This window comes from Sodalis sp. RH22, assembly GCF_047324165.1.
In the GTDB taxonomy this organism is placed as follows: domain Bacteria; phylum Pseudomonadota; class Gammaproteobacteria; order Enterobacterales; family Enterobacteriaceae; genus Acerihabitans.
Map to the genome: position 1 here is coordinate 1574182 of NZ_CP178731.1, position 23402 is coordinate 1597583.

Sequence of the window (23402 nt, forward strand, 5' to 3'; positions counted from 1 at the left end):
TCCACCCTTTATATCTATATATCTATATCGTCCGCACCGGGACAAACTTGAGCGCCGCGGCAAAAAAACCACGCACCCCCGCTCGCCTAGAACAGCCCGCCCAGATCGCTACCGTAAGATTTGGCCGCCTCCTGGGCGCCGTGCTTCAATTGGGTGATAATCCGGATAAGCTTGGCGGCGTAGGCCGGATCGGTGGCGTAGCCGGCGCGCTGCAGCGCATAGGCCCCGGCCTCCGGCTGGACGGCGTTCACCACCTCGCGATAACGCGGGTTGTTCGTCAGGACATGAATATAGTCGCCCAGGGCGTCCAGGTAGGAGTCATAGACCCGGAATTTCTGCTGCACCTTGACCGCCTGGCCGTTCTGGTATTCCGTCGTGGTGATGGTGGTGGTCTTGCCCTGCCAGTCGTCGGACGCTTTGATGCCGAACAGGTTGAAGCTGGTCTTGCCGTCGCCGGCGGGAATTTCCCGCTTGCCCCAGTCTGATTCCAGCGCCGCCTGCGCCATAATCAGGTGATGGGGAATGCCGCTTTGCCGGCTAGCAATCATCGCCGGGATCGACAGGCGTTCGGTAAAACTTGCCCCGCCGGGCGTTGCCGCCACCGGCGCCGGCGCGGATTGCTGACGATCGCGTCGCCAGTATTCTCCCAGCAGCGCGGGCGACATAAATTGCGCGTTGATGACGTTGGCGCTGACCGGCGTATCGGCCTGGGAAAGGGCCGCGGGAACGGGATTTTTCGCCGCCTCCGCCGCGGCGTTCTGACCGCCAAGCTGTTTAACCATCATATCCGCCAGGCCTAGCCCCTTGGCGGTGAGCTGTTGGGACATCTGCTGGTCGTAGAGGCTGGTGAACAGTTCCGTTTGGTCGCTTGAGAATACCCCGCCCTTGGGCAGCGCGGCGCGCATGCTTTTCAGCATCATCTGTACAAACAGACCCTCCACCTGTTTCGCCACCGCATTCAGCGCCTGCGGCGAGGACTGCGCCGCCTGGTTATGCAGCTTTTGCAGCGACTTGACGTCATAGGCGGCGGATGAAAAATCGGTGGTGGCGTTAAGCTCCATCAGATGATCTCCAGCGTCGCCTGGAGGCACCCGGCGCTGTGCATAGCCTGCAAAATCGACATCAGGTCATTGGGCGTGGCGCCCAGGGAGTTAAGGGTACGGATAACGTTGTTCAGGCTGGCGCTGGAAGTGACCTGCTGCAGCGAGCCGCCGCTTTGGTTAACCGAAATCTGCGTTTGATTGGTCACCACCGTTTGGCCGCCGCCAAACGGGGTATCCGGCTGGCTGACGTTTTGCTGGTTATTCACCACCACCGACAGGTTGCCCTGGGCCACGGCGCAGGTGTCCAGCATCACGTTACGGTTCATCACCACCGAACCGGTGCGTGAATTGATAATCACCTTGGCATCCATCTCACCCATGGCAATATTGATATCCTGGATTTGCGCCAGGAAACGGACTTGGCTGCTGTTATTGGCCGGCATCTGCAGCTCGATGGTGCGCGCATCCAGGGCGCGGGCGATCCCCATGCCGTTCTGGCCGTTAATGGCGTCGCTGATGCGCTGCGCCAGGCTGAAATTTTCCTGCTTGAGCTGCAGCGTCAGGACGCGGCTGGCGCCGAAGGTACTGGGCAGCTCGCGCTCAATCACCGCGCCGTTGTTAATGCGCCCGCCGGCCAGCTGGTTGATTTGCACTTTGCTGCCGCCGGACGAGGCGCCCGAGCCGCCCACCAGCAAATTGCCCTGCGCCAGGGCATAGACCTGGTTATCCGATCCCTTTAGCGGCGTCATCAGCAACGTGCCGCCGCGCAGGCTTTTAGCCGATCCCATGGACGAAACCACGATGTCGATATTCTGGCCGGCGCGCGCAAACGCCGGGAAATTGGCGGTCACCATTACCGCAGCCACATTTTTCAGCTGCATATTGGTGCCGCTGGGGACCGTAATGCCCATCTGCGAAAGCATATTGGTCAGACTTTGGGTGGTAAACGGCGTTTGCGTGGTCTGGTCGCCGGTGCCGTCCAGCCCCACCACCAGCCCGTAGCCGATCAAGGGGTTATCGCGAACACCCTGAATATCCACCAGATCGCGCAGGCGCTCCGCGCCGGCCGGTTGTAGGCACATTGCCAGCGCCAGCGCGCAGGCGAGATACCGCCCGGCGATGGCGGCGGTTAACCGTAAGGGTAAAGTTGAAATCCGCATGGTGCCGGCCGCCTGTTAAAAGGGTGAAATATTAAGGAAGAAGCGCTGCAGCCAGCCCATTTCCTGCGCTTCGTTGATATAGCCTTTGCCGACGTATTCGATGCGCGCGTCCGCAACCTGGGTGGATACCACCGCATTGTTGCCGTTAATGGTGCGCGGGTTGACGATGCCGGAAAAACGAATATATTCGGCGCCCTGGTTAATGGCGATCTGCTTTTCGCCCACGACTTTCAGGTTGCCGTTGGCCAATACCTGCTGCACGGTCACGGTAATAGTGCCGGTAAAGGTATTCTTGGCGGTGGCGCCGCCCTTGCCGTCGAAATCATTGGTGCCGGCGGCGTCGAGATCCACTTTGCCGTTGCCAATGGCGCCGGTCAGCATGGCGGGCGTAGTGGCCAGGTTGAGCGTATTGGACGACTTGCGCGCCGTATTGGCGGAGGAGCTTTTGCTGGCGCTGACGTTTTCCTGCAAGGTGATGGTCAGGATATCGCCGACGTTGCGCGGCCGCCGGTCCTCGAACAAGGGCTGGTAACCGTAGTTCATCGGCTGCACCGCCTGGAAGATCGATCCATTGGCAATGGGCATTGAAGCCGGCGCCGGCTGGGCGCTGGTTTCGCCTTCCACCAGGTTTTTATGCGGCATATACGCACAGCCCTGCAGCGTCAACAGGCCGAGCGCCGCCAGTACGCGCGCCAGAGGCCGGCCCGGAAACGCCGGCCTGGCTGCTGGCGATGCATAGGTACTCTTTTTCAGTTTCATATGACCTGTCTATCCTGGCCGGCAAATCAGCCGCCGCGAAGCGCGGTTGATCGTGACACCGTCACTTAAAAAAATCCGCCATGATCGGCGATATGTTACGTTGTAACGAAATGCTGATTTAATGTTACAACGTAACCTATGCCTTTACCCGGTTTAGAGCTGCGTCAGCTTTTGCAGCATGGCATCAGAGGCGGTAACGGCTTTGCTGTTGATTTCATAAGCGCGCTGCACCTGGATCATGTCCACCAATTCCTCCGCCACATTGACGTTGGAGGTTTCCACGTACCCCTGGTACAACAATCCGACGCCATTCTGGCCCGGCGTGGATTCATTCGGCGCGCCGGAGCTGTCGGTTTCCTGATAGAGATTTTCGCCCAGGCTCTGCAAACCGGCCTCGTTGATAAAATTACTCAACGTGAGCTGGCCGACCTGGCTGGCGGCGGCCTGCCCCTGGGTGGTGACGCTCACCACCCCGTCACGGGCCACTGCGACGGTCAGGGCATTTTCCGGCACGGTAATCGCCGGCTGGATAAGATAGCCGCTGGAGGTCACCAACTGGCCGTTTTGATTGACCTGGAACGAACCGTCGCGGGTATAGGCGGTGGTGCCGTCGGGCATTTGCACCTGAAAAAAGCCTTTGCCGTTAATGGCGACGTCTTTGGTGTTTTCCGTCTGCTGAAGATTGCCCTGGCTGTGCAGGCGTTCGGTAGAGACAGGCCGTACCCCGGTGCCCAGCTGTAATCCGGAAGGCAGGGTGGTTTGTTCCGACGACTGCGCGCCAGGCTGGCGTACCGTTTGGTACAGCAAATCCTCGAATACCGCCCGCTGGCGTTTAAAGCCGTTGGTGCTGACGTTCGCCAGGTTATTGGAAATCACATCCATATTGGTCTGCTGTGCATCCAGACCCGTTTTGGCAATCCATAATGAACGGATCATCCGTTAATACTCCCGAAAATTAGCTAAGTGAAAGCAGCTGGTTGGCATGCTCCGCGTTTTGATCGACATCGGCGATAACCTTCATCTGCATTTCGAAACGCCGGGCGCTGCCAATCATATCCACCAGGGTTTCCGCGGTGTTGACGTTACTGCCTTCAAGCACGCCGGGCATGACCTTAATGGTCTCGTCGTTGGGCAAGGTTCCTCCCGTCGCGGCGCTGGCGGCGGCGGTAAGATGAAATAAGCCGTCGTCGCCGCGCTCCAGCTGGCTGGCGTCGGCGGGTTTAACCCGCTTAAGCTGCCCTACCGGCCCGATGGTGTTGGGCGCGTCGCCGTCGCCCAGCGCCGAAACGGTACCGTCGGCCGCAACCGTAATGGCCGATTGGGTCGGCACCGTCAGCGGACCGCCTTGCCCCATGACGGGATATCCCTGGATCAGCAATTGGCCGGTAGCGTCCACCTGCATATTACCGTTACGGGTATAGGCCTCGGTGCCGTCGGGCAGTTGCACCGCCAGCCAGCCCTGATCCTGAACCGCCACATCCAGGGGGCGATCGGTGTTATCCAATGGCCCCTGGGTCATCAGCGCGCCGGGGGTCGAGGCGACCACCAGCGTGCGCGTCGGCAGGGTCTGGCCCTCGATGGGCACCGCCCGCATGGCGAACAGCTGCGCGCGAAACCCCGGCGTCGAGGCGTTGGCCAGGTTATTGGTAATGATCGCCTGCTGGTCAAGAGTCTGGCCGGCGGCGCCCATAGCGGTATAAATTGCGTGATCCATTGGCTTATTCCGTCAGAGTGGTCAGCTTAAGTTGACCAGCGTTTGCATAATCGTGTCCTGCGCCTTGATGGTCTGCGCGTTCGATTGATAATCGCGCTGGGCGACAATCAGATTGACCAGCTCCTTGCTCAGATCGACGTTGGAGCTTTCCAGCGCTTCCGGGGTCAGCGAACCGAAATTACCGCTGCCGGCGGTGCCGACCACGGCCTGCCCTGACGCGGACGTGGCGGTCCAGACGTTATTGCCGTCGGATTTCAGCCCCTGAGGATTGGCGAAGTTGGCCAGCACGATTTGTCCCAGCAACTGGTTCTGGCCGTTGGAGTAGGTGCCGGTGATGGTGCCGTCGTCATTGATGGCATACTTGGTCAGGTCGCCGGCGTAATAACCGTTCTGATCCTGGCCGCTGACGCTGCTGGTCGTGGTGTACTGCTGCTGGGAACCCTTAAAGCTGATATTGAATGCGCCGGCGAGGGAGCCGTTAACGCCGCTCATAGCGACATTAAAATTATCGGTGCCGGTCAGTTGGCCGTTGGTGTCGAAGGACATGGTGCCAAGATCGTCGACCGTGCCGGTGCTGTCGCTGCCGTCGATGCTATGCACTTTCCAGGTGTTATCCGCGGTCTTGACAAAATAAAAGCTCATATTATGCGGATTGCCGAGACTGTCGTAGGTGGTCAGCGGCTGCGCAAAACTATAGGAGGTGGTATCGGCGGCGCTGAACTTGGTGTCGTCGAGTATCGCCGAGCCGGAGTTGAGTTTCAGCGTCATAGAGCCGGTGGTGGTGGCTTTCGCCGTCATGCCGGTGGTCGGGATGGTGAGATTAACCGGATTGGCGCCCTGCTGTATGGTCGGCGGCGTGCCGGTGGCGGCATAGCCGGTCACGTTCAGGCCGCTGGTGGTAACCAGGTTGCGCTCAGGATCCAGATGCCAATCGCCGTTTCGGGAGTAATACACCGAACCGCTGGCGTCCGTCAGGCGGAAAAAGCCGCTGTTGGAAATCGCCACGTTCAGATTATTATCGGTGGTGTTCACCGTGCCGTCCTTGAAATTCTGCGACACCGAGGCCACCTTGACCCCCAGCCCCACCTGGGAGCTGGCGTAGACATCGGCAAAGGACACGGAAGCTGATTTAAAGCCGCTGGTTTCGGAGTTGGCGATATTGTTACCGATAACGTTTAAATTATTTGAGGCGGCATTCAACCCGCTGACCGCTTGTGAAAAACCCATTTGACTCTCCTGTGGTAAAAACACCCGGCCTGCCGCGCTCGACGGCGCCCGTGCCCTTTAGATGATTTGACGAACCTTATCCAGCGTGATGTTGCCGGCCAGGCCCAGATTCAGCTCCGTGCCGCCGGTGGCATTGTTGTTCACGCCATAGACCGCGGCGTATTGCAGCGGCGTGCTCACCACGCTGGCGCCGGCCGCCGTTGTCGCGGCCACCGTAAAGGTGTAGGCCCCTTCCGGTACGGCGGCGCCGGCATCGTTGGTACCGTCCCAGGAAAAGCTATGCACGCCGGCGGTTTGCGCGCCGAGATCGACGGTGCGCACCACGGTGCCGGCGGAATCCTTAACGGTGACGGTGGTGGTGGCGGACGCATTATCCAGCGACACGCCGAACGGCGTGGTAGAGCTATCGGCGCCCACCAGAATGCCGCTGCCGTCGATCATCACGCCGTGGCCGACCAGGGTGGACGCCTGCAGCGACTGGCTGGTGGTCAGCTGACCGGAAATCGACCCCAGGGTGGTATTGAGGTTTTCAATGCCGCTGAGGGTGCTTATCTGCGCCAGTTGCGTGGTCAGTTGCGCGTTGTCCATGGGATTGGTCGGGTCCTGGTTTTGCAACTGCGCCACCAGCAGCTTCAGAAACTGATTCTGCAGGTCTGCGCTGCTGCTACTGGTACTGGTGGCGGCGGATGTGGCGGTGGTGTTATTGGTGTTAACGGTGGTGCTCATGGGTTGCTCCGATTATTGACCCAGCGTCAGGGTTTTTTGCATCAGGGTTTTGGCGGTGTTCAGCACTTCAATATTGGCCTGGTAGCTGCGCGAGGCAGACATGCTGTTCACCATCTCATCGACCACGTTGACATTCGGCATCCGCACATAGCCTTTTTCATCCGCCATGGGGTTGCCCGGCTGGAAGACCAGTTTTTCCGCTTCCGACGATTCCACCACCCCGCTGACCTGCACGCCCCCTATTTCTTGCCCGGCGGGCGCCGCGACCTGGAACACCACTTCCTTGGCATGGTAGGGCTGGCCGTCCGGCCCGGTGACGCTGTCCGCGTTGGCCAGGTTGCTGGCGGCCACGTTCATCCGCTGGGATTGCGCGGTAAGCGCCGATCCGGAAATAGCAAAAATCGAAGTCATACCCATGGGCTATTTACTCCTGTAGCACCGACATCATGTTTTTAATCTGTCCGCCCAGTACCGTCAGGTCGGTTTGATATTGCAGGCTGTTTTCGGCAAACTGCGTTCTTTCGCGATCCATGTCCACGGTATTGCCGTCCAGTGCCGGCTGGTCCGGCACGCGGTATAATAGTTCCCTGGCGGCGGGGGTGGAGGTGGACGCCTCGATATGGCGCGTCGACGTGGTGGTCAACGACAGTGAGTTGCCGCTGGCGCGTCCCTGGGTGATCGCTTTGTTTAATTCGCTGGCAAAATCGATATCGCGCGCCTGATAGCCCGGGGTATCGGCATTGGCGATATTGGCGGCAAGAATTTCCTGACGCTGCGCGCGCAGGTTGAGGGCTTCCTGCTGGAATTGCAGGGCGGCATCAAGCTTATCAATCATCATTATCCTAAGAAGGCTATACTGATTTATGCTTGCCAGCTTAGACGCAACATTCCCTTCCCTATCGTTGGAATAAGCATGAATTGCAGCGCTAATTTACCCATTGGCGGCAAACGGGGACCGGTACACTTGTTTTCCGGGGTTATCGCGCAAAGAGGCGGATAACAGCAATTCCTCCACCGACAAGGTCATGGCGTGAGCGGACAAAACAGACAACAGCCGGAGGGCGAACCCACGCGGGCGCTGGCGAGCGGTGCTTGGCGTATGGCGGCGCGGCGCGTAGCCAACGGTTTTTTGTATGGCATGGCGGGCGCCCTGCTGTTGTCCACCGGCGCCCGGGCGGCCGATCGCCTTACCGAGGGACTGACCGATTTTTTGCTGCGGCAATATGCCTCGCCGCCGGTCGAGCTGAAGGTGGTGGTAAAAACGCCGGCCGCCCGCCGGCCGGACTGCGAACAGCCGCAGTTTTCATTGCCCGCCAATAATCGCGCCCGGGGGAATATCAGTGTCCAGGTGATCTGCGGCAATCAAAAACGCTATGTGCAGGCCGAGGTGCAGGTCACGGATCGCTATCTGGTCACCGCCCGCGCCATTTCCGCGAACCAGACGCTGGCGCAGGGGGATGTTGTCTGGCAGACCGGGCGCGTGGACAACATGTCCGTGACGCCGCTCACCGATATGGCCTGGGTCTACGGAAGTCTCAGCGAACGCGCCCTGGGCAGCGGTCAGGTATTGACCGCCGCCATGCTGCGTCGTCCCTGGCTGGTCAAAACCGGCCAGCCCGTGCAGGTCACGGCGCAGGGCGATGGATTTTCGGTGCAAGGCACCGGCAAGGCGATGGGCAACGCGGCGGTCAACGATCGCCTGCGGGTGCGGATGGAGTCCGGCCAGATGGTCGTCGGCCAGGTTACCCCTGATGGCGGCATCCGCATTGAGCCTTAACGGCCGCGCTGATTAAAAATTAAAGCTTTGGGTAATTTGACCGATAATTCAGGATAAGCCTTTAGCACCATTTATCCCCTACCTAAGCGAGATTGTATGAGTATTGAAAGTACGCGCCCGATACGACCCCTGTCCACCCTGCCGGGTAACGACCAGGGTACTGTCCAGTCGCCGAAAGCCAAGGCCGCCGCTCCCGCCGTCACGCCCGGCGAAGAGACGCGGGTTAAGCTGAGCGATGCCCAGGCGCAACTGCGCCAGCCCGGCAGCAATGACATCAACGTCGCCAAGGTGGAAAGCCTGAAGCAGGCGATCCGCAACGGCGAATTAAAAATAGATACCGGCAAAATTGCCGATGCGCTGATAGCGCAAACGCAATCGATGCTGGATGAATAAGCGACCGCCATGAACGAACTGGAACAGATCTGCGCCCGGATGCTGGGTATTTTGCAGCAATTGGAACTGACCTTGGTGGAAGAACAGCGTTTATTGAGCGCCGGCCAGGTGAATACGGCGTTGCTGCACCGGGTGACGGAAAACAAAAACGAGCAGTTAACCACCCTGCAGTATGTGGATCACCACCGCCAGCAGCAGGCGCAAGCCAGCGACGCCGGCAATCCTCCTTATGAGCCGCATCCCGGCCTGCACCGGATTTGGCTGGCCATCACGCGCCTGACGGAAGATCTCAGCCGCAATAACTACCGTAACGGTTTATTGCTGGCGCAGCACCTTAAGCATAACGATCAGGTATTATCGGTATTGGATGAATATCAAACCCAGCGCCGCATGTACGGCCCCGACGGCCAGGCCCTGGGCGGCAGCGCGCTCGGGCGCAAATTCAGCGTTTAATGTCTCCCTGGTAATTCACCAGCACCTGGTAGCGGTTTACTATCAGCGGTTGATTTATCACCCCGCGCCCAGCGACTTGTATCAATAGCGTCACCGGATTGTCCGCGGGCTGGCCAGCCATGGCGTCGCTGCGCCCGGCCAGGCCGTCCAGATAAACACATTTCCCCGGCATGCAGAGCGCCAGAACAACCTGTGACGGCAATGGCCGCCCGGTTTCTATCCGCCAGTTGATCGACGTGACGCGCACCCCGGCCGGTAAAGGCGCGAAGGGGCGCATCGGCGGGCTGCTTTTGGCGCTGCCGCGCTGGGAAAGCACCAGCATTTGCCCTGTCCCCTGCCATCCTCCCTGCGCGCCGCCCTTGATCTGATGGCCAAAACCCGCGGGGGCGTCCGGCGCCGCGCGCCGCGCGGCAAGATCCGCAGGCGGCATACGGACAGGGCCCGTACCGCCCCCCGGCGCCACCACTCGCGCGCTGACGCCAAGCGCCGCCCCGGCGGCCGGCACGCCATTGCCCAGTGCGGGCATGGCGGCGGCCAGCGGCGCCAGGCCGGTTAGCGCGCCCGCAATCAGATACCCCGCCAGCGGACGACGCCTGATTCGCTGCCGCCGCCCGGTCACTGGGTGGCGCCCAGCATGGAGGTCATGCGGATTTGCCGCTGGTCGCTGACCTCCAGGTTAGAGAGCACCGCCATCTGCGGCAAGGTGCGGCGCAAAAAGCGCGCCAGCAGCGGGCGCAGGCTATGGTTGACCAGCAATACCGGCGGCGCGTTCAGGTTTTCCTGCTGCGCCAGTACGTCCCTGGCCTGGGCCAGTACGCGATCCGCCATGCCCGGCTCCAGCCCGCCGCCGCTTTGCAACGCCTGCAGCAGGACGCGCTCCAGCGCCAGATCCAGGCCGATGACCTGGATTTCGCTGTCGCCCGGAAACCAGCGCTGGGTAATGGCCCGTCCCAGAGCCACCCGCACCACGACCGTCAGCTCCACCGGATCTTTTTGTACCGGGGCATGTTCGACCAGGGTTTCGATAATAGTGCGCATATCGCGGATCGGCACGCTTTCCGCCAGCAGGTTTTGCAATACCTTATGGAAAATCGTCAGCGACAGGGTGCCGGGAATAAAGTCTTCGGTCAGTTTCGGCATTTCCTGGGTAACGCGTTCCAGCAACTGCTGCGTCTCCTGACGGCCCAGCAATTCGCTGGCATGGATGCCGATCAGATGGTTGAGATGGGTGGCCACCACCGTACTGGCCTCGACCACGGTGTAGCCTTGTATCTGCGCCTGCTCTTTCAGGGCGCTGTCAATCCAGACCGCCGGCAGGCCGAACGCCGGATCGCGGGTCACGTCGCCGGCCAGTTCTCCCGCCGCGCCGCCGGGATTAATCGCCATCCAGCGACCGGGGTAGGCTTCGCCGCGCCCCATTTCAACGCCTTTCAGCAGGATACGGTAACTGGCGGGCTGCAGCTCCAGGTTATCGCGGATATGCACCACCGGCGGGAGATAACCGGTTTCCTGGGCGAATTTTTTGCGGATACTGCGGATACGGCCCAACAGCTCGCCGTTCTGCTGGAAATCCACCATGGGGATCAGACGGTACCCCACCTCCATGCCCAACGGATCCTCCAGCTGCACATCGCTCCAGCTGGCTTCCTTGGCGAAGGCGTTTTCCTGCTGCGCCACCGCGGGCGGCGCATCGGCCGCGGGACCGTCCATGGTCTTGCCACGCAGCCACCAGGCCAGTCCCAGCAGCATGGCGGTAAAGAATAAAAACACCAGGTTGGGCATACCGGGAACCAGCCCGAGCAGCCCCAGCACGCAGGCGCTCAGCAGCATCACCCGCGGATTATTGAACAGCTGGCCGACCATTTGCTGGCCGACGTCCTCGTTGCTGCCCACGCGGGTGACGATAACGCCCGCGGCGGTGGAGATCACCAGCGCCGGGATCTGCGCCACCAGGCCGTCGCCGATGGTCAGCAGGGTATAACTTTCCGCCGCGTTGCCCAGGCTCATGCCGTGCTGGATCATGCCCACCAGCAGCCCGCCGATCACATTGATCACCATGATCATCAGGCCGGCGATGGCGTCGCCGCGCACAAATTTACTGGCCCCGTCCATGGAGCCGTAGAAATCCGCTTCCTGGGTCACTTCGCTGCGCCGGGACTTGGCCTCCTCCTCGCCGATCAGGCCGGCGTTGAGGTCGGCGTCGATGGCCATTTGTTTGCCAGGCATGCCGTCGAGCACGAAACGCGCCCCGACTTCGGCGATACGTCCCGCCCCCTTGGTGATCACCATAAAGTTGATCACCACCAGGATAATAAACACCACGATACCGATGGCGAAATTGCCCCCCACCAGGAAATGGCCAAACGCCTCGATGACACGGCCCGCCGCCGCGGTGCCGGAATGGCCGTGCAGCAGGATGATGCGCGTCGAGGCGATGTTCAGGGACAGCCTGAGCAGCGTGGAAAACAGCAGGATGGTGGGAAAGGCCGCGAACTCGAGGGTTTTGCGGGTAAACATCGCCACCAGCAGCACCATGATCGACAGGGCGATATTAAAGGTAAACAGCAGATCCAGCACCAGGGCCGGCAACGGCAGCACCATCATCGACAGGATCATGAGAATCAATACCGGCCCGGCCAGGATCTGCCATTGGATAGTCTTGAAATTCGAAGGCAAACGTAATAATGCTACCAGATTGGCCATATCACTCTTTCTCGTGGGCAAAATCCAGTGCCGCCGGCACCGGTAAATGTTCAGGTTTTTTCGGAATCAGGCCGCCCTGGCTGCGCCAGCGCTTGAGCTGGTAAACCCAGGCCAGCACCTCGGCCACCGCCGCGTACAATTGGGCCGGAATGGCCTCGCCGATGTCGCTGTGCCGGTAAAGCGCGCGGGCCAGCGACGGCGCCTCCAGCATCGGCACATGATGGGTTTCCCCCAGCGCGCGGATGCGCATGGCGATGTCGCCGGCGCCTTTGGCCACCACCTTCGGCGCGCTCATTTTACTGTCTTCATAACGCAGCGCGACGGCGTAATGGGTCGGGTTGGTGATGATAACGTCCGCCGCCGGCACGTCGCGCATCATGCGCCGGCGCGACATGGCGCGCTGCTGCTGGCGAATATGGTTTTTGACGTGCGGGTCCCCTTCCTGGTCCTTGAACTCGTCGCGGATTTCCTGGCGGGTCATGCGCAGCTTCTTGATATGGCTCCACAGTTGCCAAAAGGCGTCGAACGCCACGATGGGAATAAATGACAGGATAACCATCAGCGCGCAGGTGGCGATCAGGCCCAGGGCATCTCCCAGCGCCGCGATCGGCGATTCCAGCACCAGATGCAGCATGCGCGGCCAGTTATGCCACAGGAACCAGCCGGTGACCCACCCCGCCAGCAACGCTTTCAGAATGGCCTTGAACAGCTCCGACAGCGACTGGGCGGATACCACCCGTTTCAGGCCCGGCAGCGGATTAAGTTTTTTTAAATCAAATTTTATCGAGCCGGGATTAAACATCACCCCGCCCAGCAGCGACGGCGCTACCAGCGCCATCACCACCAGTCCGGCAAACACCGGCAGCAGCGCCCAGACGGTTTGGCCGATAAGCGATTCCACCTGGAACAGGATTTGCCGGTCGTCGCTGATAATACCGTGGTCAAAGCGCAATCCCTGGGCCAGCATCGCCGCCAGCTGACGCGCCAGCGGCTCGCCGCCCATCCATAACACGGCCAGCCCGGTCACCAACATCAATACCGAGGTTAATTCACGCGATCGGGGGATCTGTCCCTCTTCACGAGCCTTATCCAACCGGTGGGCGGTGGGGGCCTCGTTTTTTTCCTGATCGCTGTCTTCCGCCATCACTGTTCCCGAATGCGTTTTGCCATGGGCATTATCTTACCAGCATGACAAATTACGCCCGGACCGATGGCGGGAACAGCGCGTTAAAGCGACGGTTATTTGGCGCATAGGCGTAGCCCGGACGACGGTCCGGGCCGGGAGAAAGGATTTAAAAACCGAGGCTGTCGAGCAGGTCGTCCACCTGGCCCTGGTTGGCCACCACGCCGTCGACGCTGTGATCAAGCTGCGGGCCGTTGAGCAGGCCGTCGCTGGCGCGTTTGCCCTTCGCCGGCTCTGGCATGTTTTCCAGCAACACCATCAGCAGCTGCTTTTCTATTTCCTGGATCACATCCATCATGCGCTTGATCACCTGGCCGGTCAGATCCTGGAAGTCCTGCGCCATCATGATCTCCAGCAATTGGGCATGGGTAAAGGCGGTATGGCCGGGCACCTCGGCCAGGTAGTGCCGGGTATCGGTCACCAGCTCGCGCGCGTCGGCCAGCTCAATGGGGCTGTCGAACCACTGGTCCCAACGGGTGGTCAGCCCCTTGGCGCCACGTTCCATGGCGGTCTGCCGTGGTTGCGCCGCCTCGACGCAGTTCAGCGCGCGCTCAGCCGCCTGGGCGGTCATCTGCACCACATAATCCAGCCGGTCGCGGGCGTCGGGGATGGCTTCGGCGGCCTGGGCGATGGCCTGGTCGAGGCCCAGTTCCTTCAGGCTGTCGCGCAGCATACGCGTCAATTGTCCGATACGGGAGATGATATCCGTGGCGGTGGCGTTAACATTCGGCATGGTCGGTGTATTATTCATATCCCCTCCTGATTACATCCCCAGCTTTTCGAAGATCTTATTAAGCTTTTCTTCCAGTGTCGCCGCGGTAAACGGCTTAACCACATAGCCGCTGGCACCCGCCTGCGCGGCGGCAATGATATTTTCCTTCTTGGCTTCCGCGGTCACCATCAGCACCGGCAGCGCGGCCATCGCGCCATCGGCGCGGATATTCTGCAGCAGGGCCAGTCCATCCATATTCGGCATATTCCAATCGGAAATGACAAAATCAATCTTGTTGGCGCGCAGCTTGGTGAGAGCGTCGACGCCATCCTCGGCTTCGTCCACATTGTTAAAGCCAAGTTCCTTTAGCAGGTTACGGACGATGCGACGCATTGTCGCGAAATCGTCCACCACCAGAAACCTGAGTTCTTTGTCCGCCATACCTACTCCTGTTATTAACATGTAACCCGCTCGCGGGCCGCTAAATACGTAATGCCTGACCGCTGCTGATTTGCGCCATCATTCTCTGGCTCATCTGATGCAGCGGCACGGTTTCGTTGCTGGCGCCCATGGCAATCGCCTCGCGCGGCATGCCGAACACCACGCAGCTGGACTCGTCCTGCGCCAGGGTATAGGCGCCGGCGTTGCGCATCGCCAGCATGCCGGCGGCGCCGTCATTGCCCATGCCGGTCAGGATCACCCCGACGGCGTTGCGCCCGGCGAATTGCGCCACCGAATGAAACAGGACGTCCACCGATGGGCGGTGCCGGTTGACCGGCTCGCCGTCATGCAGCCGGATCTGGTAGTTGGCGCCGCTGCGGGCCAGCTCCATATGCCGGGCCCCGGGTGCGATGTAGGCGTGCCCCGGCAATATCCGCTCGCCGTCCTCGGCTTCCTTTACCGTTATCTGGCAAAGCTTGTTCAACCGTTCGGCAAAGGAGCGGGTAAATCCCGGCGGCATATGCTGGGTAATCAGCAGCGCCGGGCTATTGGCCGGCAACGGCTCCAGAACGTGGCGGATCGCCTCCGTTCCGCCGGTGGACGCGCCGATGGCAATCAGCTTCTCGCTGCTCAGCAGCGGGACATGGATGATCGGCGCGGCATCGGTCGAGCGCCGCTGCGGCAGCCTGGCGCGGGAGGCGGTGCGGATCTTCTCGGCAATGGCTTCGCTATAGGCCAGCATGCCGTCGCGCAGGCCGGTCTGGGGTTTGGTCACAAAATCAATCGCCCCCAGCTCCAAAGCCCGCAGGGTGATTTCCGAGCCGCGCCCGGTCAGTGACGACACCATCACCACCGGCATCGGCCGCAGGCGCATCAGTTTTTCCAGGAAATCCAGCCCGTCCATGCGCGGCATTTCCACATCCAGCGTCAGCACTTCCGGGTTTAATTTTTTAATCAGATCGCGGGCCACCAGCGGATCGGGCGCGGTGGCCACCACTTCCATATCGGGAAAACCATTAATGATTTCAGTCATTAATTGGCGCATCAGCGCGGAATCATCTACGCAAAGCACTCTGATTTTTCTCATATTCTTTCCTTAGTAAGCTGATAGACCGTTTGTCCGCGCAGCTTGAAATCCTGGCTTATCTGACTAAAATTTTCCGAATGGCCGGCAAACAGCAACCCGCCGGGCTTCAGCAACGGCGCGAAGCGGCGCAAAATGCGCTCCTGCGTCTCCTTATCAAAATAAATCATTACATTACGGCAAAATATCGCGTCGAAAGGCCCGGGCAACGCCCACTCTGCCGCCAGCAGGTTCAGGTACTGAAACCGCACCATGGCGTTCAGTTCGGGCCTGACCCGCGCCAGCCCGTCATGGGGACCGGTGCCGCGCAGAAAGAACCGCTGCCGCTGCACGGTGCTCAGCCCGCGCAGTTCTTCATGGCGGTACACGCCGGCGCGGGCTTTGTCCAACACCTGGGTATTGATATCGCTGCCGATAACCGACACCTGCGCCAGCGAACCCGTCAGGGTTTCCATCAGCGTCATGGCGATGGAATAAGGCTCCTCGCCGGTGGAAGCCGCGGTGCTCCAGACGCTGTAGGGTCCCGGCCGCTCCTTGGCGTGCCGCGCCAATACCGGAAAATGGTGCTGTTCACGGAAAAAGGCCGTCAGATTGGTCGTCAGCGCATTGACGAATATCTCCCACTCCGGCCCCTTGACATCGGCATCCAGCAGCGCCAGATAGGTGCCGAAGTCCGCTATATTCAGCGTACGCAGCCGCCTGACCAGGCGGTTATACACCATCTCCCGCTTATGGCTGGCCAGCACAAGGCCGGCCCGCTGGTAGATCAATTGGCAGATGCGCTGGAAATGCACATCGGATAAGGGCACCTGTTGTGCCCAGTTAGACCATTTTGCGGCAATTTCAGCTTGGTTTGACATAGGGTTTCTCGCTGCGCCGCGCTTGCGTTTGGCGTTAGGTTATGGACCCGAGTTGCCGGGTGCTGAGGTCTGAAGCCAATGGTTCATCCTGGTTTTCCTGCAGCTCATGCTGCGTTAGCCTGAATACCCGTACCGCCTGCATTAATGCTTCCGCCTGTGATTCCAGCGCATGGCCGGCGGCGGCTGATTGTTCCACCAGAGACGCATTCTGCTGGGTTGCCGCGTCCATTTGATTGACGGCGGTGGCGACCTGTTCAATGCCCCGGCTTTGCTCATCCGACGCCGAGGCGATTTCACCCATGATATCGGTGACACGGGCCACCGAACGCACGATTTCATCCATGGTTTCACCGGCGGAGGCCACCAGCTCTGATCCCTGCTGTACCCGGGTCGCCGACTCGTCAATCAACCCCTTGATCTCTTTGGCCGCCTGGGCGCTGCGCTGCGCCAGGCTGCGCACCTCGCCCGCCACCACCGCGAACCCGCGGCCCTGCTCGCCCGCGCGTGCGGCTTCCACCGCAGCGTTCAGCGCCAGTATATTGGTCTGGAAGGCTATGCCGTCTATCACGCTTGTGATATCGCTGATTTTGCGCGAGCTTACGGCGATATCGGCCATGCGTTTAACCACGTTGCCGGTCAGCGTGCCGCCTTTTTGCGCGGTGCTGGATGCATCGCTGGCCAGTTTGCTGGCCTGGCGGGCATTTTCGGCGTTCTGCTTCACCGTCGAGGTCAGCTGCTCCATGCTGCTGGCCGTTTCCTCAAGCGCCGCAGCCTGTTGTTCGGTACGTGACGACAGGTCGTTATTGCCGCTGGCGATTTCCTGGATGCCGCTAAGCATGGCATCGGTGCCCTGGCGTACGGTCATCACCGTTTGCGCCAGTTCATCGCGCATCGTCTCCAACTGATGAAACAGCTGGCTGATTTCGTTGCGTCCGCTGACCTCGATACGGTTACCCAAGTCGCCGCCGGCAATGGCGTTGAAATGGCCGCTCATTACGGCCAGCGGCCGCAGCAGCATACGTTTCAGCCACAGCAGGGCCACCAGCGTCAGCAGCGCGGTCATGCCGGTCATCAGCCCCAGCATCCAGCCCGAACGGCCATAGGCGATGCGATTTGCCTCGCTGGCTTCGCCAATCACCCCGGAAAGCTGGGTCATATAGGCGTTGTACTGCAGTTCGAACGCATCCTGGAACTTCTGCGTGGGCTGGCCCATAAAGGCCTGGACATTACCGTTGTCCAGCATCTCTATCGCCTCATGCATCGCCTGGTCGAATTCCTTGAAACTCTTCACGGTCTTGACGCGCAGCGCCTGCTCCGCTTCGTTGTCCGCCGGATAGGCGTTGAATTCCTTAAACACCGCTTCCCCATGGCTCAGCCTTTTTTTGGCGTCCGCCATCAGGGGCAGGATCTGCTCAAGCGGCGTATAAGACGCAAAACGCGTTGCCGCCCGGTTCAGGGAATTACGGGTTTGCAGCATCTCCGACCAGCTCATGCTTAGCGAGTTACGTTTCAGGTTGTCCGCCTCTACCTGATGAAAGTTCTCGCTGCTGCGCCTGAAATTTTCAAACGAGAGTCCGCTGCTGACCAGCTGCATCAGGCCAAAGATCAAAACAATCATGATCAGGCTGGTGGAAATCCGTATACGCGTTAACATCATTAACCTCATGCCGGTGTGTGGCTTATATAATGCGTAGTTAGAAGGTTTCCCAATTTTCCTGCGACGTGCTTTCCGTGGTTTTTTTTGCCGTCGCGGACGAGGGCGTTTGCGGCACAGGGACCACCGCCTTTTCCGTCGCGGGCGCCGCCGCCGTCTCCAGCCGGAATACCGACACGGCCTGGGTCAACAGGCCGGCCTGCGCTTCCAGTTGAGCAGCGGCCTGGGCCGACTGCTGCACCAGGGCGGCATTCTGCTGCGTGGTGCGATCCATTTCCGCCACCGCCTCGCCCACCTGGTCGATACCGTGGCTTTGCTCATCGGACGCGGAAGAAATTTCGCCCATGATATCGGTCACGCGTGTCACCGCGTCGACAATCTCCGACATAGTTTCGCCGGCGCTTTCCACCAGCGCCGAACCCACGTCGACACGATTAACCGAATCGTCAATCAGTCCCTTGATTTCCTTCGCCGCCTGGGCGCTGCGCTGCGCCAGACTGCGCACCTCGCCCGCCACCACTGCGAATCCGCGCCCCTGCTCCCCGGCGCGCGCCGCCTCTACCGCCGCGTTCAGGGCCAGGATATTGGTCTGGAAAGCAATGCCGTCGATAACACCAGTAATATCGGCTATCTTCTGCGAGCTTCCGGCAATTTCATGCATGGTAGTGACCACGTTATCCACCACCTTGCCGCCCTTTTGCGCGGTTTCCGACGCGCTCAGAGCCAGTTGCCGCGCCTGACGGGCATTCTCGGCGTTCTGTTTCACCGTGGCGGTCAACTGCTCCATGCTGGCGGCCGTTTCCTCCAGCGCCGACGCCTGCTGCTCGGTGCGCGCGGACAAATCGTTATTGCCGGCGGCGATTTCGCCGGCGCCGCTGTAAATGGCGTCGGCGCTTTGGCGCACGGTATGCACGGTGCCAGTCAGCGCATGCTGCATATCCCGCAGGCTCTCCGCCAGCATGCCCATTTCATTACGGCTGTTTAATGTCAGCGCCTGGGTAAGATCGCCCGCGGCGATACCGCGGATATGGCTTATCAGATAGCGCAGCGGATGCAGCAGGATGCGGCGGATGCCGACCCACACCAACAGGGAAATCAGAATAAAAATGACCAGAACACCGCCCAGCACGCCGAGGGACTGGTTATAGGACTGCTGGTTCATGTCCACCGCGTCGTTATAGAGGCGGATATTCCCGGCCAGGTAACGGCTATAGGTATCCTCGAAATTATTTTGCACCGCCTGGGTAGGCTGCGCGTAAAAATCAACGATATTGCCGTTGCTCAATTGGGTATTGAGCTCGGCCAATGCGGAGTGCAGGGCATCATAGCGCTGTTTCATGGCCTGAATATTGGCCTCGTCCTGCCCTTCCTCGCGCGGCATCGCCATGAAATTACCGAAGGTCTGCTCCGAACGCCGCAGGGTCCCCACCGCTTCGGATAATAATTCGGTCACCGTTGCGCCGCTGCCCATTTTATTCTCGTCCATCAGGTAACGCACCGCAGCCCGGTTAAGGGTATTACGGGTCTGGACCAGGGCAACCCAACTGGCGCTCAGCGCGGTTTGCTGCTTACGCAGATTCTGATACACGCCAAAATAGTGCTGATCTTGTTTCAGCGAATGATAAAACACGCCTCCGGAGGAGAGTTGTAATAAACAAAAAATTATCAACACAAGAACTAAGCCGGTCACTACTCTTATTCGGTTAAACATGCCTGTTTTCCCACTACAACTGGTGCTAATTGTATCGGCAGGCAACCGCCAAACTTTACCGCTATCGTCAGAAATTAGCGCCAGGCCCGCGAGCACCCAGTACCAAACCGAGCCTGTTCAAGGAATAGCGTGCCAATGGGGTCGAATTGGCCTGCCCAACCGAGCGCCCCATGGCACGGTATGCCCGCCAGCACCGGGCCTAAAACAAACGTGTTAAAGGGAGAGCGTGCCGATGGGGTCGAATTGGGCATGGTGTTCCTGCCCAACCGAGGCCCCATGGCACGGTATGCCCGCCAGCACCAAACCTAAAGCAATCGTGTTAAAGGGAGAGCGTGCCAATGGGGTCGAATCGGGCGTGATTTTCCCGCCCGACCGAGCGCCCCATGGCACGGTATGCCCGCCAACACCGCGCTTAAAGCAGACGTGTTCAAGGGAGAGCGTGCCAATGGGGTCGAATCGGGCGTGATTTTCCCGCCCGACCGAGCGCCCCATGGCGCGGTATGCCCGCCACCACCGCGCTTAAAGCAGACGTGTTCAAGGGAGAACGTGCCAATGGGGTCGAATCGGGCGTGATTTTCCCGCCCGACCGAGCGCCCCATGGCGCGGTATGCCCGCCAGCACCGGGCCTAAAGCAATCGTGTTAAAGGGAGAGCGTGCCTATGAGGTCGAATCGGGCGTGATTTTCCTGCCCGACCGAGCGCCCCATGGCACGGTATGCCCGCCACCACCGCGCTTAAAGCAGACGTGTTCAAGGGAGAGCGTGCCAATGGGGTCGAATCGGGCGTGATTTTCCTGCCCGACCGAGCGCCCCATGGCGCGGTATGCCCGCCAGCACCGGGCCTAAAGCAATCGTGTTAAAGGGAGAGCGTGCCGATGGGGTCGAATCGGGCGTGATTTTCCCGCCCGACCGAGCGCCCCATGGCGCGGTATGCCCGCCACCACCGCGCTTAAAGCAGACGTGTTCAAGGGAGAGCGTGCCAATGGGGTCGAATCGGGCGTGATTTTCCCGCCCGACCGAGCGCCCCATGGCGCGGTATGCCCGCCACCACCGCGCTTAAAGCAGACGTGTTCAAGGGAGAGCGTGCCACTGGGGTCGAATCGGGCGTGATTTTCCTGCCCGACCGAGCGCCCCATGGCACGGTATGCCCGCCAACACCGCGCTTAAAGCAGACGTGTTCAAGGGAGAGCGTGCCTATGGGGCTTATTTACGCCATGGCGACGCTATCCACCAGCGCCATTTCCTCGCTATTCAACAACCGCTCAATATCCACCAGGATAAGCATCCGTTCGCCCAGCGACCCCAGGCCCGTCAAATACTCAGTCGCCAGGGTCACGGCAAATTCCGGCGCCGGGCGGATCTGCTCGGCGGTCAACGACAGCACGTCGGAAACGCCGTCGACAACAATGCCCACCACCCGCTGGTACAGGTTCAGCACAATCACGACCGTATTGTCATTGTACATAACATCCGACTGCGCGAACTTAATGCGCAGATCCAATATCGGCACAATCACGCCGCGCAGATTGGTAACGCCTTTGATAAAAGCCGGCGTATTAGCGATCCGCGTCACCTGATCATAACCGCGGATCTCCTGTACCTTCAGGATATCAATACCATATTCTTCATCGCCCAGCGTAAAGATCAGAAACTCCTGACCCACGGTTTCTCCGTTCAGCGCGGTGACGCTTGCAAGTCCTGCCATGGTTTTCACCTTTTAATCAGTCGGCTAAATAAGATAAATTAAGCAGCACCGGCCAACCGTTTACTACGGTTCAGGGCCTGTAGTGCGGACACATCGATAATCAGCGCCACGCTGCCATCGCCAAGAATGGTGGCGGCGGAAATTCCCGGTACCTTGCGATAATTGCTTTCCAGGTTTTTCACCACCACCTGATGCTGGCCGATAAGCTGATCCACCAGCAGGGCATAACGTCGCCCCGCGCTTTGCAGGATCACCACGATGCCCTGGGTCGGATCGGTCTTGGCGCCGTTGATATCAAACAAATGGTGCATTTCCACCAGCGGCAGGTATTCGCCGCGCACCTGCAAGACCTGCTCGCCGCCGGCAAGCGGGTGCAAATCGTCCGCCTGCGGCTGCAACGACTCCATCACGGTATTCAGCGGCAGGATAAACACATCCTGGTTTACCCGTACCGACATACCGTCCAGGATCGCCAGCGTCAGGGGCAGCAGGATGCGGATGGTGGTGCCTTTGCCGGCCTGGGACAAAATATCCACATGGCCGCCCATCGCCTGAATGTTGCGTTTCACCACATCCATGCCCACCCCGCGTCCGGAAACATCGGTCACCTGTTCGGCGGTGGAAAATCCCGGCGCGAAAATCAACATGCCCACTTCTTCGTCGGTCATGCTGTCGCTCACCGGCAGTCCCTGGGACAACGCTTTGGCCAGAATTCTTTCGCGGTTAAGGCCGGCGCCATCGTCGATCACCTCGATACAAATGTTGCCCCCCTGATGCTCGGCGCGCAGCTGCAGGTTGCCGACGGCCGGCTTGCCGAGCGCCGTACGGATATCCGGCGACTCAATCCCGTGATCGAGACTATTGCGCACCAAATGGGTCAACGGATCGATAATACGTTCGATCAGGCTCTTATCCAGCTCGGTTGAACTGCCCTCAAGCGTCAGCTCCACCTGCTTATCCAGCTTGGCGGCGAGATCCCGCACCAGGCGCGGGAAACGGTTAAAGACATACTCCATCGGCATCATGCGGATCGACATCACCGATTCCTGCAGATCGCGGGCATTGCGTTCCAATTGCCCCATGCTGATCATTAAATCGCTATGTTCCACCGGATCCAGCGCGCCGGCGCGCTGGGCAATCATGGACTGCGTAATCACGAGTTCGCCGACCAGATTGATCAACTGGTCCACTTTCTCTACCGCCACCCGGATACTGGTATCAGCGGGTTTGACTCGTGCCGCGCCGGTATCGGCCTGTCTGGCCGGCGCGCCCGCGGCGTTGATGGGCGTGACATTGTCGGCGTGGCCGGCGTGCGCGATTTCGCCGACCTGGGCCTGGCCGGCGGCGGCCGGCAACGGGTTGGCATCGGGGGCTTCGGGGGCTTCGGCTACGGTCGCGGCGTCGGGCTCGGCGTCAAAATGAATCTGATCGGCATCCAGCACAAAACACAGCACTGCGCAGATGTCATCCTCGCTCACCGTGGTTTGCAGGCTGGCGCTCAGGCCGTCGGGCGTTTCCTCATGAGCCAGCACCGTGCCGAGATTGCCCAGTTCCTCAAGCATCAGCGGAATTTCACTGGCTTTAAGGCCGCTAAGCCGTATGCGCAGCGCAGCATCCGCCGCGGCCGTTTGACCGGGACGCGGCGCCGCGTCCTGCTGGACATTGTCCACCGCCTGTGCGACGGCGCCGTCGGCCGGCGCAACGGCGCCTTTAGCTTCCAAAGCCAGCTGGCGCAGCGCTTCGCAGATATAAGCAAAGCTTGCCGCATCAGGCTCCTGAGCCGTTTTGTAGGCATCTAATTGATCCTGCATGATATCTTTGGTTTCCAAAAACAGGTTAACAATCTCCGTGCTGAGGGACATCTCCCCCCGCCGCGCCTCGTCCAGAAGGTTCTCCAGCAAATGCGTGGTTTCCTGCAATACCGTAAAACCGAAGGTTCCCGCCCCGCCTTTAATCGAATGGGCGGCGCGGAAAATCGCATTCAGCTGTTCGCTATCCGGATTTTGCGGATCCAGTACCAGCAGGTGCTGTTCCATATCCGCCAGCAGTTCGGCGGCTTCATCAAAAAAAGTTTGGTAAAAAGCGCTTAATTCCATGCT

General features: G+C 60.1%; 23 protein-coding genes. 3 read left to right on the plus strand and 20 right to left on the minus strand.

The window, feature by feature from the left end; genetic code table 11:
- Positions 1-86: 86 nt before the first annotated feature.
- From flgJ to flgB, 9 genes are all read right to left on the minus strand, one after another.
- The gene (gene flgJ / locus ACL2XN_RS07140) at positions 87-1061 is read right to left on the minus strand and encodes a flagellar assembly peptidoglycan hydrolase FlgJ (protein WP_413730562.1); all 975 of its coding nucleotides are present in this window, start codon (positions 1059-1061) and stop codon (positions 87-89) included.
- Entirely contained in the window at positions 1061-2125 is a 1065-nt protein-coding gene (locus tag ACL2XN_RS07145; RefSeq protein WP_410016564.1) for a flagellar basal body P-ring protein FlgI, read from the minus strand. Before ACL2XN_RS07145 ends, flgJ begins: the two co-directional genes overlap by 1 nt.
- 93 nt (positions 2126-2218) lie before the next feature.
- Positions 2219-2845, minus strand: a complete 627-nt coding sequence (locus ACL2XN_RS07150) for a flagellar basal body L-ring protein FlgH (RefSeq protein ID WP_410016565.1) — start codon at positions 2843-2845, stop codon at positions 2219-2221.
- Between the two features lie 270 nt (positions 2846-3115).
- The gene (gene flgG / locus ACL2XN_RS07155) at positions 3116-3898 is read right to left on the minus strand and encodes a flagellar basal-body rod protein FlgG (protein WP_410015401.1); all 783 of its coding nucleotides are present in this window, start codon (positions 3896-3898) and stop codon (positions 3116-3118) included.
- Positions 3899-3917: 19 nt separating this feature from the next.
- Entirely contained in the window at positions 3918-4676 is a 759-nt protein-coding gene (locus tag ACL2XN_RS07160) for a flagellar basal body rod protein FlgF (protein ID WP_413722612.1), read from the minus strand.
- Positions 4677-4697: 21 nt separating this feature from the next.
- Entirely contained in the window at positions 4698-5903 is a 1206-nt protein-coding gene (flgE, locus tag ACL2XN_RS07165) for a flagellar hook protein FlgE (RefSeq protein WP_410015403.1), read from the minus strand.
- 57 nt (positions 5904-5960) lie between these two features.
- Positions 5961-6629: a flagellar hook assembly protein FlgD gene (flgD, locus tag ACL2XN_RS07170; protein ID WP_410015404.1), complete on the minus strand. Its 669-nt coding sequence runs from the start codon at positions 6627-6629 to the stop codon at positions 5961-5963.
- Between the two features lie 12 nt (positions 6630-6641).
- A complete protein-coding gene (flgC, locus tag ACL2XN_RS07175; protein ID WP_410015405.1) occupies positions 6642-7046 on the minus strand; it encodes a flagellar basal body rod protein FlgC in 405 nt (134 codons plus the stop codon).
- A gap of 7 nt (positions 7047-7053) precedes the next feature.
- Complete coding sequence (gene flgB, locus ACL2XN_RS07180; protein ID WP_410016566.1) at positions 7054-7464, minus strand: flagellar basal body rod protein FlgB; 411 nt, start codon at positions 7462-7464, stop codon at positions 7054-7056.
- A 195-nt stretch (positions 7465-7659) separates the two neighbouring features.
- Here flgB and flgA point away from each other — a divergent pair, with 195 nt between their 5' ends.
- The 3 genes from flgA (at position 7660) to ACL2XN_RS07195 (ending at position 9252) form a co-directional block, all read left to right on the plus strand.
- Positions 7660-8406 (plus strand): flagellar basal body P-ring formation chaperone FlgA, encoded by a 747-nt coding sequence (gene flgA / locus ACL2XN_RS07185; RefSeq protein ID WP_413730563.1) that lies wholly within the window; start codon positions 7660-7662, stop codon positions 8404-8406.
- Between the two features lie 96 nt (positions 8407-8502).
- A complete protein-coding gene (gene flgM / locus ACL2XN_RS07190; RefSeq protein ID WP_410015407.1) occupies positions 8503-8799 on the plus strand; it encodes a flagellar biosynthesis anti-sigma factor FlgM in 297 nt (98 codons plus the stop codon).
- A gap of 9 nt (positions 8800-8808) precedes the next feature.
- On the plus strand, positions 8809-9252 hold the full coding sequence (locus ACL2XN_RS07195; protein ID WP_413722609.1) for a flagella synthesis protein FlgN: 444 nt from the start codon (positions 8809-8811) through the stop codon (positions 9250-9252).
- On the opposite strand, the gene ACL2XN_RS07200 is transcribed toward ACL2XN_RS07195, so the two are convergent.
- The 11 genes from ACL2XN_RS07200 to cheA all read right to left on the minus strand — a co-directional run bounded on the left by ACL2XN_RS07200 (position 9242) and on the right by cheA (position 23399).
- Positions 9242-9871 carry a flagellar protein FlhE gene (locus ACL2XN_RS07200; RefSeq protein ID WP_410015409.1) on the minus strand — a complete coding sequence of 210 codons (630 nt, stop codon included), beginning with the start codon at positions 9869-9871 and terminating at the stop codon, positions 9242-9244. The genes ACL2XN_RS07195 and ACL2XN_RS07200 overlap by 11 nt on opposite strands.
- Positions 9868-11955: a flagellar biosynthesis protein FlhA gene (gene flhA, locus ACL2XN_RS07205; RefSeq protein ID WP_413730564.1), complete on the minus strand. Its 2088-nt coding sequence runs from the start codon at positions 11953-11955 to the stop codon at positions 9868-9870. The genes ACL2XN_RS07200 and flhA overlap by 4 nt, the downstream gene beginning before the upstream one ends.
- A 1-nt stretch (position 11956) precedes the next feature.
- A complete protein-coding gene (flhB, locus tag ACL2XN_RS07210; RefSeq protein ID WP_413730565.1) occupies positions 11957-13099 on the minus strand; it encodes a flagellar biosynthesis protein FlhB in 1143 nt (380 codons plus the stop codon).
- A 148-nt stretch (positions 13100-13247) separates the two neighbouring features.
- Entirely contained in the window at positions 13248-13889 is a 642-nt protein-coding gene (cheZ, locus tag ACL2XN_RS07215; protein WP_413722606.1) for a protein phosphatase CheZ, read from the minus strand.
- A gap of 12 nt (positions 13890-13901) precedes the next feature.
- The gene (gene cheY / locus ACL2XN_RS07220; protein ID WP_410015413.1) at positions 13902-14291 is read right to left on the minus strand and encodes a chemotaxis response regulator CheY; all 390 of its coding nucleotides are present in this window, start codon (positions 14289-14291) and stop codon (positions 13902-13904) included.
- 40 nt (positions 14292-14331) lie between these two features.
- Positions 14332-15378: a chemotaxis response regulator protein-glutamate methylesterase gene (locus ACL2XN_RS07225; RefSeq protein ID WP_410015414.1), complete on the minus strand. Its 1047-nt coding sequence runs from the start codon at positions 15376-15378 to the stop codon at positions 14332-14334.
- Entirely contained in the window at positions 15375-16235 is an 861-nt protein-coding gene (gene cheR / locus ACL2XN_RS07230; protein WP_410015415.1) for a protein-glutamate O-methyltransferase CheR, read from the minus strand. The genes ACL2XN_RS07225 and cheR overlap by 4 nt, the downstream gene beginning before the upstream one ends.
- 34 nt (positions 16236-16269) lie before the next feature.
- Positions 16270-17889: a methyl-accepting chemotaxis protein gene (locus ACL2XN_RS07235; protein WP_410016567.1), complete on the minus strand. Its 1620-nt coding sequence runs from the start codon at positions 17887-17889 to the stop codon at positions 16270-16272.
- Positions 17890-17929: 40 nt separating this feature from the next.
- Entirely contained in the window at positions 17930-19600 is a 1671-nt protein-coding gene (locus ACL2XN_RS07240; protein WP_413722605.1) for a methyl-accepting chemotaxis protein, read from the minus strand.
- Positions 19601-20805: 1205 nt separating this feature from the next.
- The gene (gene cheW / locus ACL2XN_RS07245) at positions 20806-21303 is read right to left on the minus strand and encodes a chemotaxis protein CheW (protein ID WP_410015417.1); all 498 of its coding nucleotides are present in this window, start codon (positions 21301-21303) and stop codon (positions 20806-20808) included.
- Between the two features lie 38 nt (positions 21304-21341).
- Positions 21342-23399 (minus strand): chemotaxis protein CheA, encoded by a 2058-nt coding sequence (gene cheA / locus ACL2XN_RS07250; RefSeq protein ID WP_413730953.1) that lies wholly within the window; start codon positions 23397-23399, stop codon positions 21342-21344.
- Positions 23400-23402: the final 3 nt, after the last annotated feature.

Coding starts and splice junctions, on each gene's coding strand:
- flgJ (WP_413730562.1), bottom strand. CDS start 1,061: ATGGAGCTTAACGCCACCACCGATTTTTCATCCGCCGCCTATGACGTC.
- ACL2XN_RS07145 (WP_410016564.1), bottom strand. CDS start 2,125: ATGTGCCTACAACCGGCCGGCGCGGAGCGCCTGCGCGATCTGGTGGAT.
- ACL2XN_RS07150 (WP_410016565.1), bottom strand. CDS start 2,845: ATGCCGCATAAAAACCTGGTGGAAGGCGAAACCAGCGCCCAGCCGGCG.
- flgG (WP_410015401.1), bottom strand. CDS start 3,898: ATGATCCGTTCATTATGGATTGCCAAAACGGGTCTGGATGCACAGCAG.
- ACL2XN_RS07160 (WP_413722612.1), bottom strand. CDS start 4,676: ATGGATCACGCAATTTATACCGCTATGGGCGCCGCCGGCCAGACTCTT.
- flgE (WP_410015403.1), bottom strand. CDS start 5,903: ATGGGTTTTTCACAAGCGGTCAGCGGGTTGAATGCCGCCTCAAATAAT.
- flgD (WP_410015404.1), bottom strand. CDS start 6,629: ATGAGCACCACCGTTAACACCAATAACACCACCGCCACATCCGCCGCC.
- flgC (WP_410015405.1), bottom strand. CDS start 7,046: ATGGGTATGACTTCGATTTTTGCTATTTCCGGATCGGCGCTTACCGCG.
- flgB (WP_410016566.1), bottom strand. CDS start 7,464: ATGATTGATAAGCTTGATGCCGCCCTGCAATTCCAGCAGGAAGCCCTC.
- flgM (WP_410015407.1), top strand. CDS start 8,503: ATGAGTATTGAAAGTACGCGCCCGATACGACCCCTGTCCACCCTGCCG.
- ACL2XN_RS07195 (WP_413722609.1), top strand. CDS start 8,809: ATGAACGAACTGGAACAGATCTGCGCCCGGATGCTGGGTATTTTGCAG.
- flhA (WP_413730564.1), bottom strand. CDS start 11,955: ATGGCCAATCTGGTAGCATTATTACGTTTGCCTTCGAATTTCAAGACT.
- flhB (WP_413730565.1), bottom strand. CDS start 13,099: ATGGCGGAAGACAGCGATCAGGAAAAAAACGAGGCCCCCACCGCCCAC.
- cheZ (WP_413722606.1), bottom strand. CDS start 13,889: ATGAATAATACACCGACCATGCCGAATGTTAACGCCACCGCCACGGAT.
- cheY (WP_410015413.1), bottom strand. CDS start 14,291: ATGGCGGACAAAGAACTCAGGTTTCTGGTGGTGGACGATTTCGCGACA.
- ACL2XN_RS07225 (WP_410015414.1), bottom strand. CDS start 15,378: ATGAGAAAAATCAGAGTGCTTTGCGTAGATGATTCCGCGCTGATGCGC.
- cheR (WP_410015415.1), bottom strand. CDS start 16,235: ATGTCAAACCAAGCTGAAATTGCCGCAAAATGGTCTAACTGGGCACAA.
- ACL2XN_RS07235 (WP_410016567.1), bottom strand. CDS start 17,889: ATGTTAACGCGTATACGGATTTCCACCAGCCTGATCATGATTGTTTTG.
- ACL2XN_RS07240 (WP_413722605.1), bottom strand. CDS start 19,600: ATGTTTAACCGAATAAGAGTAGTGACCGGCTTAGTTCTTGTGTTGATA.
- cheW (WP_410015417.1), bottom strand. CDS start 21,303: ATGGCAGGACTTGCAAGCGTCACCGCGCTGAACGGAGAAACCGTGGGT.
- cheA (WP_413730953.1), bottom strand. CDS start 23,399: ATGGAATTAAGCGCTTTTTACCAAACTTTTTTTGATGAAGCCGCCGAA.